Annotated in this window: 16 protein-coding genes, 2 tRNA genes and 1 other RNA gene; 10 read left to right on the forward strand and 9 right to left on the reverse strand. The window is 61.0% G+C overall.

The genetic code is table 11. From position 1 onward, the window contains the following. Window positions 1–27: 27 nt before the first annotated feature. On the reverse strand, window positions 28–1710 hold the full coding sequence (gene ettA / locus BMY91_RS20310) for an energy-dependent translational throttle protein EttA (protein ID WP_090825230.1): 1683 nt from the start codon (window positions 1708–1710) through the stop codon (window positions 28–30). Window positions 1711–1765: 55 nt separating this feature from the next. Next, a complete protein-coding gene (locus BMY91_RS20315; RefSeq protein WP_256212849.1) occupies window positions 1766–2035 on the reverse strand; it encodes a DUF6993 domain-containing protein in 270 nt (89 codons plus the stop codon). On the opposite strand from BMY91_RS20315, the gene BMY91_RS20320 reads away from it, so the two are divergent. Beyond that, window positions 2025–2258, forward strand: a complete 234-nt coding sequence (locus tag BMY91_RS20320; RefSeq protein WP_090825232.1) for a hypothetical protein — start codon at window positions 2025–2027, stop codon at window positions 2256–2258. The genes BMY91_RS20315 and BMY91_RS20320 overlap by 11 nt on opposite strands. An 86-nt stretch (window positions 2259–2344) precedes the next feature. Continuing rightward, window positions 2345–2782 carry an SRPBCC family protein gene (locus BMY91_RS20325; RefSeq protein ID WP_090825234.1) on the forward strand — a complete coding sequence of 146 codons (438 nt, stop codon included), beginning with the start codon at window positions 2345–2347 and terminating at the stop codon, window positions 2780–2782. A gap of 40 nt (window positions 2783–2822) precedes the next feature. On the opposite strand, the gene BMY91_RS20330 is transcribed toward BMY91_RS20325, so the two are convergent. Then, window positions 2823–2895: transfer RNA gene (locus BMY91_RS20330), tRNA-Arg, on the reverse strand. 222 nt (window positions 2896–3117) lie between these two features. Here BMY91_RS20330 and BMY91_RS20335 point away from each other — a divergent pair. Both BMY91_RS20335 and BMY91_RS20340 read left to right on the forward strand, forming a co-directional pair. Beyond that, window positions 3118–3663 (forward strand): single-stranded DNA-binding protein, encoded by a 546-nt coding sequence (locus BMY91_RS20335; RefSeq protein WP_090825236.1) that lies wholly within the window; start codon window positions 3118–3120, stop codon window positions 3661–3663. Between the two features lie 63 nt (window positions 3664–3726). After that, entirely contained in the window at window positions 3727–4332 is a 606-nt protein-coding gene (locus BMY91_RS20340; RefSeq protein ID WP_090825238.1) for a GNAT family N-acetyltransferase, read from the forward strand. Here BMY91_RS20340 and map read toward each other — a convergent pair. Beyond that, window positions 4329–5096, reverse strand: a complete 768-nt coding sequence (gene map, locus BMY91_RS20345; protein ID WP_090825240.1) for a type I methionyl aminopeptidase — start codon at window positions 5094–5096, stop codon at window positions 4329–4331. The two genes, BMY91_RS20340 and map, sit on opposite strands and share 4 nt — an antisense overlap. A gap of 147 nt (window positions 5097–5243) precedes the next feature. Between map and BMY91_RS20350 the strand changes: the two genes are divergently transcribed. After that, the gene (locus BMY91_RS20350) at window positions 5244–5930 is read left to right on the forward strand and encodes a DNA alkylation repair protein (protein ID WP_090825243.1); all 687 of its coding nucleotides are present in this window, start codon (window positions 5244–5246) and stop codon (window positions 5928–5930) included. A gap of 6 nt (window positions 5931–5936) precedes the next feature. On the opposite strand, the gene mptB is transcribed toward BMY91_RS20350, so the two are convergent. After that, on the reverse strand, window positions 5937–7493 hold the full coding sequence (gene mptB, locus BMY91_RS20355) for a polyprenol phosphomannose-dependent alpha 1,6 mannosyltransferase MptB (protein WP_175538599.1): 1557 nt from the start codon (window positions 7491–7493) through the stop codon (window positions 5937–5939). 146 nt (window positions 7494–7639) lie between these two features. Here mptB and orn point away from each other — a divergent pair, with 146 nt between their 5' ends. From orn to BMY91_RS20375, 4 genes are all read left to right on the forward strand, one after another. Beyond that, complete coding sequence (gene orn, locus BMY91_RS20360; protein WP_090825245.1) at window positions 7640–8275, forward strand: oligoribonuclease; 636 nt, start codon at window positions 7640–7642, stop codon at window positions 8273–8275. Between the two features lie 132 nt (window positions 8276–8407). Then, a tRNA-His gene (locus tag BMY91_RS20365) sits at window positions 8408–8483 on the forward strand. A gap of 126 nt (window positions 8484–8609) precedes the next feature. After that, window positions 8610–9182 carry a peptide deformylase gene (def, locus tag BMY91_RS20370; protein WP_090825247.1) on the forward strand — a complete coding sequence of 191 codons (573 nt, stop codon included), beginning with the start codon at window positions 8610–8612 and terminating at the stop codon, window positions 9180–9182. Window positions 9183–9186: 4 nt separating this feature from the next. Next, a complete protein-coding gene (locus BMY91_RS20375; protein WP_090825249.1) occupies window positions 9187–10035 on the forward strand; it encodes an acyltransferase domain-containing protein in 849 nt (282 codons plus the stop codon). Here the strand turns inward: BMY91_RS20375 and BMY91_RS20380 are convergent. From BMY91_RS20380 to rnpB, 4 genes are all read right to left on the reverse strand, one after another. Beyond that, on the reverse strand, window positions 10020–10820 hold the full coding sequence (locus tag BMY91_RS20380; protein WP_090825251.1) for an HNH endonuclease family protein: 801 nt from the start codon (window positions 10818–10820) through the stop codon (window positions 10020–10022). The two genes, BMY91_RS20375 and BMY91_RS20380, sit on opposite strands and share 16 nt — an antisense overlap. A 120-nt stretch (window positions 10821–10940) precedes the next feature. Beyond that, a complete protein-coding gene (locus BMY91_RS20385; protein WP_090825253.1) occupies window positions 10941–11150 on the reverse strand; it encodes a hypothetical protein in 210 nt (69 codons plus the stop codon). Window positions 11151–11223: 73 nt separating this feature from the next. Continuing rightward, entirely contained in the window at window positions 11224–12711 is a 1488-nt protein-coding gene (locus BMY91_RS20390) for a glyceraldehyde-3-phosphate dehydrogenase (RefSeq protein ID WP_090825255.1), read from the reverse strand. A 264-nt stretch (window positions 12712–12975) separates the two neighbouring features. Next, window positions 12976–13367, reverse strand: an RNA gene (rnpB, locus tag BMY91_RS20395) — RNase P RNA component class A. Between the two features lie 57 nt (window positions 13368–13424). Here rnpB and BMY91_RS20400 point away from each other — a divergent pair. Continuing rightward, window positions 13425–14189: a YaaA family protein gene (locus BMY91_RS20400; protein ID WP_090825257.1), complete on the forward strand. Its 765-nt coding sequence runs from the start codon at window positions 13425–13427 to the stop codon at window positions 14187–14189. Window positions 14190–14222 lie beyond the last annotated feature (33 nt).

The raw sequence follows: 14222 nt of genomic DNA on the forward strand, positions 1-14222 counted from the left end.
CGGCCTCTCTGTGTTCAAGCCTTGGTGCTAGTCGCGGGTCAGGCGGCGGTGCGTCACGCGGTGCGGCTTGGCGGCATCGGGGCCAAGGCGCTCCACCTTGTTCTCCTCGTAGGAGTCGAAGTTGCCTTCGAACCAGTACCACTTGGAGGGGTTCTCGTCATCACCTTCGTAGGCAAGGATGTGCGTGGCTACGCGGTCCAGGAACCAGCGATCGTGCGATACCACGACTGCGCAACCCGGGAATTCGAGCAGGGCATTTTCGAGGCTGCTCAGGGTTTCGACGTCGAGGTCGTTAGTGGGTTCGTCAAGTAGCAGGAGGTTGCCACCCTGCTTGAGCGTCAGGGCCAGGTTGAGGCGGTTACGCTCACCACCGGAGAGGACACCGGCCTTCTTCTGCTGATCCGGTCCCTTGAAACCAAACGCCGAGACATAGGCCCGCGAAGGCATTTCGACCTGGCCGACCTGAATGAAGTCATGACCTTCCGAGACAACTTCCCAAAGGGACTTGTTGGGGTCAATGCCGCCACGCGACTGGTCCACGTAGGAGATCTTCACGGACTCGCCGATCTTGAGCTCGCCGTCGTCCAGCGGCTCCATGCCCACGATCGTCTTGAACAAAGTGGACTTACCAACACCGTTCGGGCCGATGACACCCACGATGCCGTTACGGGGCAGCGAGAAGGAGAGATCCTCAATCAAAACGCGATCATCGAACCCCTTCTTCAGATTCTTGGCCTCAATGACCAAGGAACCCAGGCGCGGTCCCGGCGGAATCTGGATCTCTTCGAAGTCCAGCTTGCGGGTGCGCTCGGCCTCGGCGGCCATTTCCTCATAGCGGGCGAGACGGGCCTTGGACTTGGTCTGGCGGCCCTTGGCGTTGGAGCGCACCCACTCAAGTTCTTCAGTAAGGCGCTTGGACAGCTTTGCGTCCTTCTTGCCCTGCACCTCGAGACGGGCTTTCTTCTTCTCCAGGTAGGTGGAGTAGTTGCCCTCGTACGGGTAAAGGTGACCGCGGTCAACTTCTGCGATCCACTCAGCAACGTGGTCCAGGAAGTACCGGTCGTGGGTCACTGCAAGGACAGCGCCGGGGTACTGGGAGAGGTGCTGCTCAAGCCACAGTACGCTCTCAGCGTCAAGGTGGTTGGTGGGCTCGTCGAGGAGCAGGAGGTCGGGCTTCTGGAGGAGAAGCTTGCACAGCGCCACGCGGCGACGCTCGCCACCGGAGAGCACGGTGACGTCGGACTCAGCTGGCGGGCAGCGCAGTGCGTCCATGGCCTGCTCGAGCTGGGAATCGATATCCCAGGCATCGGCAGCGTCAATGGCTTCCTGCAGCTTGCCCATTTCGTCCAGGAGCGTGTCGTAGTCCGCATCCGGGTTGGCCATTTCTTCGGAAATCTCATTAAAGCGCTGGATCTTGCCGTAGATCTCGCCTACACCTTCCTGGACGTTGCCCAGGACAGTCTTTTCCTCGTTCAGCGGCGGTTCCTGCAGGAGGATGCCCACGGTGTAGCCGGGGCTGAGGCGGGCTTCGCCGTTTGACGGCGTGTCCAGCCCGGCCATGATCTTCAGGATGGTGGACTTACCAGCACCATTCGGTCCCACGACGCCAATCTTCGCGCCAGGGTAGAACGACATGCTGACATCGTCCAGAATAAGTTTGTCGCCAACGGCCTTGCGAGCCTTGGTCATCGTGTAAATGAATTCCGCCATGCCCTTAAATCTAATGGCTAGGCGTCCTTAACTCACATTCGGGCGGCGCGGTGTCCTACCGGGCGTCACCCACGAAGCATTTTCCGGTGGTCAGCACCGGCAGGACTGTCACCACTACGCCACCATCACGGATCTGACCCACGACGCAGCTTTCCCCGGTCAGGGCAGATGCCTCCATGGCGTCCACGTCGAGGCCGGTTGGGGTCCGGCTCACGGACACCTCAACGTTGGCCTTTGGAATGCCGGCACTGACCAGCGCTGCGCGCAGAGCTTCGCGATCCGGTTTGGGATTGTTGGCCACGAGCTTCTTCAGCGTGCTTTCCACTGTGGATGTTGCTGCGGCAACGGCGGGATCCACACTGGCCGTTGCCTCCGGACTCGTTGAAGGTGCCGGTGAGGCAGCCTGGCTGGCTGGAGCTGCAGGCGATGCCGTGCACGCCGTCAGAGCCAATGCCGCGGCGAGCATCAGCAAAGTCCCAGCGGTACAAACCCGCACTGCCGACGCTGACGCGCCGTTTTCCGGTGCCATTATCCTGCTCATCACCTAGCCATTGTGCCATTCACACGGGAGGCTTACCGGGGTAGCGTTTTCACACGCGGGTTGGCAACGACCGACGAGATGGGAGCGTACATAATGCGTGGACATTCCGGGGACGCCGTAGCGTCCCAAACGATCGCGGCCTCGCCTGACAGCGTTTGGGCGGCACTGACTGATCCTGCACAGATCCGGCAGTACTTCCTGGGAACCAACGTCACCACCTCGTGGCGCGTCGGCGAGCCCATAACGTACTCGGGCGAATACAACGGCAAGCCCTACCAGGATAAGGGCACAATTCTGGCCTTCGATCCCCCCGGTTTGCTGAAAACGACCCACTTCAGCCCGACCTCCGGGCTCCCTGACGTTCCCGGGAATTATCACGTCGTGGAGTACAGGGTGGCCGAGGCGGCTGAGGGGACAACGGTGACGATCATCCAAGGCAACAATTCCAGTGATGGTGAAGTGGAACAGTCTGCAGCCACGTGGCGCTTGGTACTACAGAACCTCAAGGAATTTCTTGAGTCGAGACCTTAATGGCCACCCCTCCTGGACCTGTCCAGGAGGGGTGACGTTGTGCCCCAGGAGGGAATCGAACCCCCGACCGGCGGATTAGAAGGCCGCTGCTCTATCCCCTGAGCTACTGGGGCGGACACTGACACCATCAGCCTTGAGGGCCGCTGGCGCCACAAAGAGTTTACAGTGCGATCTGCCCGGAGCCTGCCATCTCCACACCGGCGCCTCTGTTCCTCCACAACCCGCGCGTTGAAGGAAGTTATGCACATAGCCGAACTCCGCACTCCCCCGACGGCCTTCCCTGGATGAAGCTGAAGGAGCCGGACCGGCATTTCCTACACCAAGAAGGACCACTGATGAATGACATGATCACCGTCCGGGGCTTTGTGGCCTCGGAGGTCAAGAGTTCCACTACGACGCGCGGCACGGCCACTGCGACGTTTCGGCTGGGGACTACGGAGCGACGCTACGACCGTACAAGCAACACGTGGGTGGACGGAAACACTAACTGGTACACGGTCCAGTCATTCCGCTACCTCGCCGGTCACGTAGGCTGCAGCGTGAAAAAGGGTCAACGCGTCCTCGTCGTGGGCAGGCTCCGACTGCGGCAATGGGAGCACGAAGGCCGCGTTTACCACGTAGCAGAAATCGACGCCGAATCCGTGGGCCATGATCTTATGTGGGGTTCTGCCAACTTCACCCGCATGAACGGCACCTCGGCTCCCGCTGATGTGGCACATTCCACCGACGTCTCTGCCCCCGTTGGCAGCCGGGAATGGGAGTCCGACGACGACGAACAGGCGCCGCCGGAAGACGAGACCGTGGCAGCCGATGTTGAAGATACTGACACCGCCAACCCGTTGATGGTCAACACCACAACGGGAGAACTGGTGGGCGCCTGAACCCTGAGCCGGGGATCCGGGCGCCTACAGTACCAGCTTTGTGGGCGTGCCTATTCTGGGTCCATGGCACACTACGATGCAGATTCAAGTGTTGAGACTGCCCCTGCCCACTGGGCGGCCGTTGAGGAATTGTTCGGAACCAAGGGCGAGCCCTCCCGGTGCTGGTGCCGGTGGTTCGCTCTTTCCAGCAAAGAATGGGCGTCTACATCGCAGGAGGATCGCAGGGAATCCTTGAAGTCAGCGTTCCAAGGGAGTCCGGCCCCAGGCGTCCTGGCGTTCCGGGACGGGGGTCCCATTGGCTGGTGCGCGGTGGAACCCCGGGTCAACTATCCCCGGCTCAAGCGATCCCGTGTCTTGAAGGGAACCCTCCAGGGTGAGGACAACAAGATCAGCCTCTGGGCAGTCACCTGTTTTGTCGTGGCACCGCAGCAAAGGCGCTCAGGAGTATCGGCGTCGCTGCTTTCGGCGGCGGTGGATCACGCCTTCAAAAACGGCGCCGACGTCATCGAAGCTTACCCAGTGGACACGGATCTCAGAACCAAAGCCACCGCCGCCGAGCTCTTTCACGGCACGCTGTCGCTTTTCCTTGCCGGCGGCTTCCACGTGGTATCCGAGTCTGTCCCCGGGCGGCCCGTCGTCAGGCTTTTAAAAGCCAGCACCGCTGACTAGGGCAGAGTCAGGATCATCGGACCATCCGCAGTGATGGCAACGGTATGTTCACTGTGAGCGGCCCTGCGTCCATTGGCAGACCTCAAGGTCCACTCGTCGTCGTCGTGGTAGTAGTCGTCCTTGCCGCCCAGTATCAGCATGGGCTCAATGGCGATGACCAAGCCCTCTTCAAGCTTCATTCCACGACCCGGCCTGCCGATATTGGGAACGGGAGGCTCCGCGTGCATGGTCCGGCCGATTCCGTGACCACCGTGATCAGCCAGCAATCCATAGCCGGCACGCCGGGCCTCGCCGCCAATGGCGTAGGCAAGGTCACCCATTTTGTTCCCGATACGGGCCGCCTCAATACCCCGGGCAAGGGCTGCCTCTGTAGCCGTGACCAGTTCCTGGTCCACAGGATCCGCGTTGCCAACTATGAAGCTGATGGCCGCATCGCCGCACCAGCCCTCCACGAACGCACCGCAATCAACACTGAGCAGATCACCGTCATTCAGTGCATAGCCGTTGGGGATTCCATGCACCACCGCGTCATTGACGCTGGCACAGATCACCCCAGGAAACGGCACGGCAGCCCAGCGGGGGTGGTAGTCCAAGAATGCGGGCTTTGCACTGGCAGCCGCAATCACGGTTGCCGCGACGTCGTCGAGCTCCTTGAGCGACACACCCACGGCAGCATGCTTCCGCACGGCCGCCAAGGCAGTGGCCACCACACGCCCGGCCTCGCGCATCAGCGCGATTTGATCAGGCGACTTCAGCATTGACATTGGGAACCCTTCGTTGCTTCCGGAGTGGCGATGCCGAGGCACAACGCCGCGGACATGCCCACTCTACGGCTGCCACGGAACTCGGGCGAGGGCGTTTCGGCAACAGTTCGAGTCCGATCCAGCAAGCCCCCGCCCTAGAGTTGTGGCATGACCACCAATGACCTCGTGCAGTCCATACGATCAACACTCCGTTCCGCGGGGGACGTTGAGCGGGCACGCGGAGCCCAGGCCTACATGAAGTCGGACATGCCGTCGCTGGGTGTCCGGGTTCCCGAGGTGCGGAAAATCGTCAAAGTGGTAGCCAAAGAGTTTCCTCCGTCGGCGCCGGTCGACTTGCGCCGGGCCGTCCTGCAATTGTGGCGGGAAGCTGAAGCCCGCGAGGAACGCTACGCTGCCATCGACCTGACGGGCCTGCGCATGGTCAAAGAAGACCTGGACATGGTGCCCGTTTATGAGGAGATTATTCGCACCGGAGCTTGGTGGGACCTGGTTGACGGGGTGTCTCACCGCATCTGTGCACTTCTCCTCGCCCACAGGGCAACCATGACTCCGCTGTTACTCCAGTGGGCTGAGGACCAAGACATGTGGATCCGCAGGGCCGCCATTACTGCCCAGTTGGGAGCCAAATCGGAAACCGATCCTCAGTTACTTGCGGCGGTGGTCACAGCAAATTTGGCAGACAAAGAGTTCTTCATCCGCAAAGCGATCGGTTGGGCGCTCCGCGAATTCAGCAAAACCGAGCCTGCTTGGGTCACAACTTTCGTGGCCGATCACGCGTCAGCCCTTAGCCCGCTATCCATCCGAGAGGCGACGCGGCTGATGCCGTCCCGATGACTCCGCTTAGATGATGGGGCGCAGACCAGGCTCGTCTCGCTTGCGGAACAAGCTCTTGGTCTTAGGGTCCACGAAGATCAAGTACACGGCGAAGAGAAGTGCGATGATGGCGGCCGCATTCCGCGCCAGCGTCAACGCAAGGCCGAGGTCTTCACTCTGAAGGTAGGGGAAGACGTCCAACTGATCCGAGATGGCGTAGACCATGAAGAAGGAGACCACGAAGTAGACGGCTTTGACCTGCCAGTCGTTCCGGATTCCGGTGACGGCAAACAGAGGTATGAGCCACACCACGTACCAGGACTGGATCATGGGCGCCAGTAGGACAATCGCGGCAAACGCGAGCGTCAACCGGCGCATCAAGCGGTCGTAGTCGCCGCGGAAGACCTGCCAGGCAATGGCTCCCACCATCAGCAGCTTGCCGGCGTCGTACACCCACTTGGCCATGCCCCAGCCATCCAGTCCGAAGACGTTGAAGATAGAGGCGACTACCAAGCCGATCAGCCCGATGGGCGCGTACCAGATCCACACACTGCCCGGTGCTGACAACCCGTTGATCCACCCGAAACCAAACCCGTTGACCAGGCTCAACGCGTAGAGAAGGCCGAAGCTCAGCCCAGCAGTCAGGAACCAGAATACGAACTTCCGTGGCCAGGAGGCTCCCTTCCCGGCCCACAGAAGCCCAATGAATGGCAGGAACACCACCGTAATGGGCTTGACGGAGATGGACAGTGTTACCAGCACGATCCCCAGGATGACGCGACGCGTGGCGCAGTAGTACAGGCCGGCCAGTGCGAGACCGATCATCAGGGCGTCGTTGTGGACACTGGCAATGAAGTTTGTCAGGAAGAGCGGATTGGCTGCCGTGAGCCACAATGCCCGGTGCGGATTGACTCCATGGAGTTCCGCAAGCTTTGGCACATAGATGATGCAGAGGACGATGCCCACCAAGGCAACAAGCCTGAACAGCATAATGCTGGCTTCAGGCTGGACGTTGGTCACCCAGACCACGAACTGTTCGATCCAAAGGAACACCTGCCCGTAGGGTACCGGCGCTTCGGTCCACATCTTGTCCGCGCCCAACTGGAAGTAATTGGGGAGCGCCGAAATCCCATTCTCATATGGGTTCAGGCCTTCAACCATCAACCGCCCTTGGCCTATGTAGGCATAGACGTCCCTGCTGAACAGGGGCACGGTGAACATCATGGGCAGGCCCCAGGCAGCCACGGCCTGCAGTGTTGCTTTGCGTGCCTCCAGCCCCCAGACCCTTACGCGTTGGCCCAACCGGAGCCAAGCCCGGACAAGGAGCATTCCGCCCACAGCCAGCAGGACTATGGAGAGCGCGACGCCAATGCCTTCAGTGCGCATCCAGATAAAGAGCGGCAGCCTCCGCAGTTCGGATACTGGAGCGAGCCAGCCCACTCCCAACGAACCGAACACCATGAACATCGAACCGATGAAACCGGCGATCAACGGCGAGCGTGCGTTATCTACCTCGCTGGCTGCAGCATCCGGCGTCGGCGCTGCTGTCCCTGCCTTCTGGGCGGCGGGTACTGGCACCGTCATGTGGTCGTCATCCAATCGTTCGCCCGGTGTGTTCGGGTTAAATTCAGCGTCTTTGGGGCTTTCCGCGGCAGGAAGAAACGACACTGCCGCGCTCAAAAATCGTACCATCGAAGCACTTGGAAGCGGCCGAAGGATAGGCTAGGCGCGTGCCTATTACTAATGAACGCATCGTCTGGATCGACTGCGAAATGACCGGCTTGGACCTCAACAACGACGCCCTGATCGAAGTCGCGGCGTTGGTGACCGATTCCGAACTCAACATCCTGGGCGACGGCGTCGACGTCGTGATTAAGCCGGACGATGCTGCACTGGAACAAATGAACGACTTCGTGCGGGACATGCATACCCGTTCGAAGTTGCTGGACGAGCTCCCCCACGGGAAGACCATGGCCGAAGCCGAAGCGCAGGTCCTCGAGTACATCGAGAAGTGGGTCCCGGATCCCCGCAAAGCGCCTCTCGGTGGAAATTCGGTAGGTACAGATCGGATGTTCCTCGCCAGGGACATGCCGAACATCGTGGAGCACCTCCACTACCGCGTGATCGATGTCAGCACCATCAAGGAGCTCTCACGCCGGTGGTTCCCGCGCGCTTACTTCCAGTCACCCGCCAAGCACGGTGGTCACCGCGCTCTGGGCGACATCAAGGATTCCATCGATGAACTCCGCTATTACCGCGAGGCCGTCTTCGTTGCCGCTCCGGGTCCGGACACGGCCACTGCCCAGCGCATATCCAAGGACGTCATTGCCACTGCGGAAACCCTCGGATCCAGCGAAGCGGTGTGATCTGCGCCATTTTTGAAGGTTTTTTTGCCAAAATCGGCAAAAGTGGACTTTGCACCCCAAAACAGCAGGTAAGCTATTTGTCGTTGCCTCGAAGGAAAGCCGGTCAAACGGACTGACCTAAAAAGGCACATGGTGGGCTTAGCTCAGTTGGCAGAGCGCCTGGTTGTGGTCCAGGAGGTCGCGGGTTCAACCCCCGTAGCTCACCCCACCGAGATTGGCTCCAGAGCCGGTTTCCACAAAGGCCGCACCGGTTATCCGGTGCGGCCTTTGCTTTTAACCGAAGGCGACCCTTGGCCTCCTCCGGATCTCTGCGACAGACAAAGGAAGAACTGACATGACCGTCCTGCCAGTCACTATCTGGGGCGAACCCGTCCTGCACCGCCGGGCGAGCGAAGTCGAGGTTTTCGACGACGAACTTCGCACCTTGATCGCTGACATGTTCGAAACCAACGATGCCGCCAACGGCGTTGGTCTCGCGGCACCACAAATTGGCGTGGGCAAGCGGATCTTTGTCTACAAGTACGCCAATGACGACGACGTTCCGGAGCAGGGCGTAGTGGTGAATCCAGTGCTGACCCTCTCCAAAGTCTCCGGAGCACTGCCGGACCCGGACGAGGACGTGGAAGGCTGCCTGTCATTTCCTGGCGAGTACTACCCCCTGCAGCGCGCTGAATGGACCCGGGTCCAAGGCTTTGATGGCCACGGAAACCCGGTGGACTTCGAAGCAACCGGCTGGTTCGCCCGGATCCTGCAGCACGAGTTCGATCACCTGGACGGCAAGCTGTATGTGAACCGTCTGGTAGACAGGTATTCAAAGAAGGCGCTGAAGCAGGCCAAGAAGAAGGGCTGGGGAGTGCCTGGCCTGACGTGGATGCCCGGCGTCGATCCCGATCCGTTCGGACACTAGAACCATGTCCACCAAGCCTCACGCCGAACTCTTCAAGCTCCTGGGTATCACCGGCCCCGATGCCGCGGAGTGCGCCAACCTCCTGGCAACCCCTCCCGGGCGGGCTGCCCTTGCGGCGATGTCTGCCATGCAGGAACGGCTCGGAACGTTCCCCCTGGTCAGCATCAAGGACGATGACGCCCGTGAGGCTGACTGGATCGAAGCCCTGCTCCGCTTTGCTCCCACGGTCCACGAATACCACGTGGAGCTCGGCATCAGCCCGGCGGTTTCGGCCGCATCCTTGGCTGACGTGGGATTGCAGCTCAGGATCAACCGGCGTGTCCACGGCGACTTTGGACTTGACACCTGGAGCTGGCTGACCCTGCACATGGCTGGAAATCTCTTCCGGCTTGGCCGGCTGCAGTTCCACTTGGTCCAGTCCCCGAATGAAATCCCCGCCTCGGACGTCAGCGGCATCATCGAGCACAGCTCGTCGTGGGTATTGGGGGTCCACATTCCTGAAGACGGCGGCCTCTCCCCCGCTTTGGTGGACGACAGTTTCTCTGAGGCGCGGGTTTTCTTTTCCACGCACTTTGCGGACAAGCCAGCACCCGTGGCCACGTGCGACTCGTGGATGCTTGATCCCTACCTTGCAGAGCGCCTGCCGGCCAGCAACATCGCTTCTTTCTCCCGCCGCTTCACCCTGGATCGCTGTACTGATGCTCCTACTGATGCCGTGTACTTTACGTTCCGCCAAAGGGGGCTGGATGATCTGGACAAGCTCCCCCGCGATACGTCACTTCAGCGCGTCGTCCTGGAGAGGATCGACGACGGCGGAACCTGGCAACTGGGGCACGGTCACCTCGCGTTGTAAATAGTCTGCTGTCCTGGACAGGAGGCGAGAACACCTTTCATGGCGTCCTTTTCGGCTTGTGTCACCCACAGCTTGTACGCTGCCTTCACCGAGATTTGGCGTGCCACGTAGTGACATCGGAAATTCTTGTTACCCGGCAGCCAGGTCGCTGCGTCACCAGCGCCCTTCTTGACGTTCGCAGGACCATCAGCAGCGATCAGGTTCAGCGGATCATTGGCGAATGTTTGACGCTGTTGGGCCGTGAGTTGCTGAGCACCTTTTTGCCAAGCGTCCGCAAGAGCCACCACATGGTCGATTTGAACTGCCGAACTGGTGTCCTGGCCCCTCTGGAACGTTACTTCCGCGCCGGTGTAGGGTTCGTGAAAAGTGCCACCGGCAACCTTGCAGGAGGAGCCTTCGGTAAACACTACTGCCGCAAGGTCCCGCCGGAGGATGTCGTTGCGGGTGTCGCAGCCATTGCGGTCAGCGTCCGCCCACGCTTGCCCGAAGGCGGCCCTGTCGTAATCAGTTTTGGCGGCACGACCCTTGACGGGGATCCGTTCCAGAGCCTCGCTGGCATTTTCGGCAGCGACGGGCGCGGCTCCGCGAAGGGGCTTCATCCAGCCCTGGTTGAAGACCGGAGCTTCGCTTGGCCCGGCTACCCAAGGATCCGCGGCGTTGAATTGGCCTGTGGTGAAGTACCAGGCCAGCCCCGCTACGACGGTGGCGGCCACCAGAGCAATGATGGCCCAGGCCTGACGGGACCGGCGGCGGGCGCGTTTGTAGGCTGACCAGGTGATACTCAAGAGACTCCATCCAGTGGGGCAGACAATGTCCTACGAGCGTAGAACAAGGCCCCGACAGTATGAGCCGGTATCCACAGTGTGTAGGAGAAGTCACACTGCCGCGGAGGAGCGCCTAGTTGGTTACTGCTCCCGCATGACCCGTTGCAGATCCTCCGCTGCCACCGCAAGGAGTCCCCGCAGTTGCTCAACCCGCTGGTCAGTGACGTCACCAGCAGCGTTGCCCGCTACCGCTTGGTCCAGGAGTTTCTGGGCTTGTTTGTGATTTGCCCGGGCAACATCCAGCGCATGTTCCAAGGTGGTTTCGTGCTCCAGAGTCGATTCATTTTCCATGAACCCATTTTGGTCAGGTTTCCCGGCTGATGCCAGTGACTCAGCCGGGAAACCGTCGAATACTTCGGAGTGCTTAGGCGTCAGCCGTTTCCAGCACAGCGATGGGTGCCACGACGTCGCGTGCCGGGAATGATGGCGGGTTTACGCCGGCCATTTCTTCCATGACGCGGACAACCTGGCAGGAGTAGCCGAACTCGTTGTCGTACCAGACGTAGAGTACGAGGTTTTTGTCGTTGGAGATGGTGGCGAGGCCGTCCACGATGCCTGCCCGGCGTGAGCCAACGAAGTCCGTGGAAACAACATCGGGCGAGTCGATGTAATCGATCTGCTTGCGCAGCTCCGAGTGCAGGGACATCTCGCGCAGGTAGTCATTGACCTCGTCCCGGGTGGTGCCGTTCTCAAGGTTCAGGTTGAGGATGGCCATGGAAACATCCGGGGTAGGAACACGGATCGCGTTACCGGTCAGTTTGCCCTGCAGCTCGGGCAGTGCCTTGGCCACAGCCTTGGCGGCACCGGTCTCCGTGATGACCATGTTCAGCGCCGCCGAACGTCCGCGGCGATCACCCTTGTGGAAGTTATCGATCAGGTTCTGGTCATTGGTGAACGAGTGCACCGTTTCCACGTGGCCGTGGATGATGCCGAACTTGTCATTGATGGCCTTGAGCACCGGCGTGATGGCGTTCGTGGTGCAGGACGCCGCAGTGACGATCGTGTCCTCATCGGAGATATCCCCGTGGTTGATGCCATGCACAATGTTCTTCAGCTCGCCCTTGCCCGGAGCGGTGAGCAGCACCCGTGCTGCGCCCTTGCTCTGCAGGTGCTGGGCCAGGCCCTCGGCGTCGCGCCAGCGGCCGGTGTTGTCCACTACCAACGCGTCCTTGATGCCATAAGCGGTGTAATCCACCGTGGCAGGGTTGTCCGAGTAAATGACCTGGATCTGTACGCCGTTGGCGGTGATGGTGTTGGCCTCCTCATCCACCCGGATGGTTCCCTCAAAGGAGCCGTGCACAGAGTCACGGCGCAGCAAGCTCGCGCGCTTGACGAGGTCATTGTCAGCGCCCTTGCGGACCACAATCGCGCGAAGCCGCAGCCCGTGGCCGCCGCCGGCCTTCTCAATCAGGATGCGCGCCAGAAGACGGCCGATACGGCCAAAACCATACAGCACGACGTCGGTGCTGGTGCGGTCATCAGCGCCCCGCTTGCCCACGATCCCGGCGAGCTCGGCGCGCAGGTACTCATCCAGGGAGGCGCCGTTGCCTTCGGCCCGGAACTTCTCGGTCAAACGCGCAATATCAATCGCGGCGGCGCCGAGTTCCAGCTTGGAGAGCGCGTTCAGCAAAGGAGCGGTTTCTTCGAGCAGAAGCTCGGTGTTGCTCATCCGGCGCGCGAAGCGGTGCGCCTTGAGGATGTTCATGGTGGACTTATTGATCAGGCTCCGGCCATGGATGCTGGTGACCACATTGTTTTCCCGGTACAACCGGCCGATCACCGGAATCATGGCCTCGGCGAGAGCCTCCCGGCCCATCCACTTATCAAGACAAGAATCTGACGTCTGGCTCACAGAACTACCTTCCTTGGGTCAACCACATACGTCCTCGTATGTAGATGGCAGCGGCCGCCCGGAGTAATCCTGCGGCACATGCGCCGGCGGGCTTCGGTCCACCCACAGCGCCTTGAACGAGAGCAAAGAAAATCCGCCGGCTGCGAACGCAGTCCCGGCGGCAGAACATCTACGTTCAGTAACCATTCTAGGGCGGAAGGAAGGGGCATAGGCATCCGATGGGCGTGAAATCACTCACACGCAGGTAATCCCGGCAGTCATAAATGGATGGGTCGACCGATACGCCGGGTTCTGTCATCCTGTGCCGTTACCGGCAAAGGAGTAGCGGCCATCCATCTACGAACGCCGTTGCCGACGCCCTCCAGCAGCCTACCCGGACACTCGGGCGGGCAGCCCTCAAACGTGTCCTGTCTGGCCTTGCTCCGGGTGGGGTTTACCTAGCCTCCCCGGTCACCCAGGGAGCTGGTGGTCTCTTACACCACCGTTTCACCCTTACCTGCTGCATGGTGATGCAAACACCACTAAGCGCAGGCGGTCTGTTCTCTGTGGCACTGGCCTGCGGGTTACCCCGAGTGGGCGTTACCCACCACCCTGCCCTGCGGAGCCCGGACGTTCCTCGAGTCACTTTCGTGGCGCGCGGCCGCCTGGTCGACCCATCCGCCGTCCAGTCTACCGGCGTTGGGAGCGCTCAAAGTCCCCGGTAATATCGACTGGTGCTGATTCTGCTTCCGCCTTCCGAAGGCAAGACCCCCGCCGCCAAAGGTTCCGCCGTCAACTGGGAGTCACTGAGCTTTCCTGAACTGAACCCCTTCAGGGCGAAAGTGTTGGAGTCTTTGGGAACGGTGAGCGCGCACGAGGACGCTCTCGCACTGCTGGGCGTCGGCGCCTCCCTGCGGGACGACGTCGAACGTAACACGCGGCTGCACGCAGAGCCGGCCGCGCCGGCCCACCAGGTCTATTCGGGAGTTCTCTACGACGCCCTGGGCTACAACAGCATGACGGCAACGCAGCGCCGCAAGGCGACCGAGTCCATCCTGGTGGTCTCCGCCCTGTGGGGCGCCATTGGTTTTGGCGACCACGTACCGGCCTATCGCCTGTCCATGGGAACCGCACTTCCCGACGTCGGACGCCTCGCCTCGTATTGGAAGCCGAACCTTAACGCGGCCCTCGCCAATCGCGCTGAGGGCGAGCTTCTGGTGGATTGCCGATCGAGCACCTACGCCGCCGCTTGGACTCCCCCGGCCGTCCAGACCGTCAATGTCAACGTTTTCAACGAAGCAAATGGAAAGCGCACAGTGGTGAGCCATTTCGCCAAGCACACCAGAGGCGAGTTGGCGCGGCATCTATTGACAAGGCGTGGCAAAGCGCCGGCAACCCCGGATCAACTCCTGAAGGCTGCGCGCGAAGTCTGGACCACAGAGCTGGTTGAGGGCACAGCCCGCAAGCCACACGCCCTCAACATCATTCTGTCCAGCTAGGCCCAGCCAAGCAGGTCCGGGCCAACCTCACGT

Origin of the sequence: Arthrobacter sp. yr096, from assembly GCF_900108925.1 — a bacterium.
Taxonomy (GTDB): domain Bacteria; phylum Actinomycetota; class Actinomycetes; order Actinomycetales; family Micrococcaceae; genus Arthrobacter.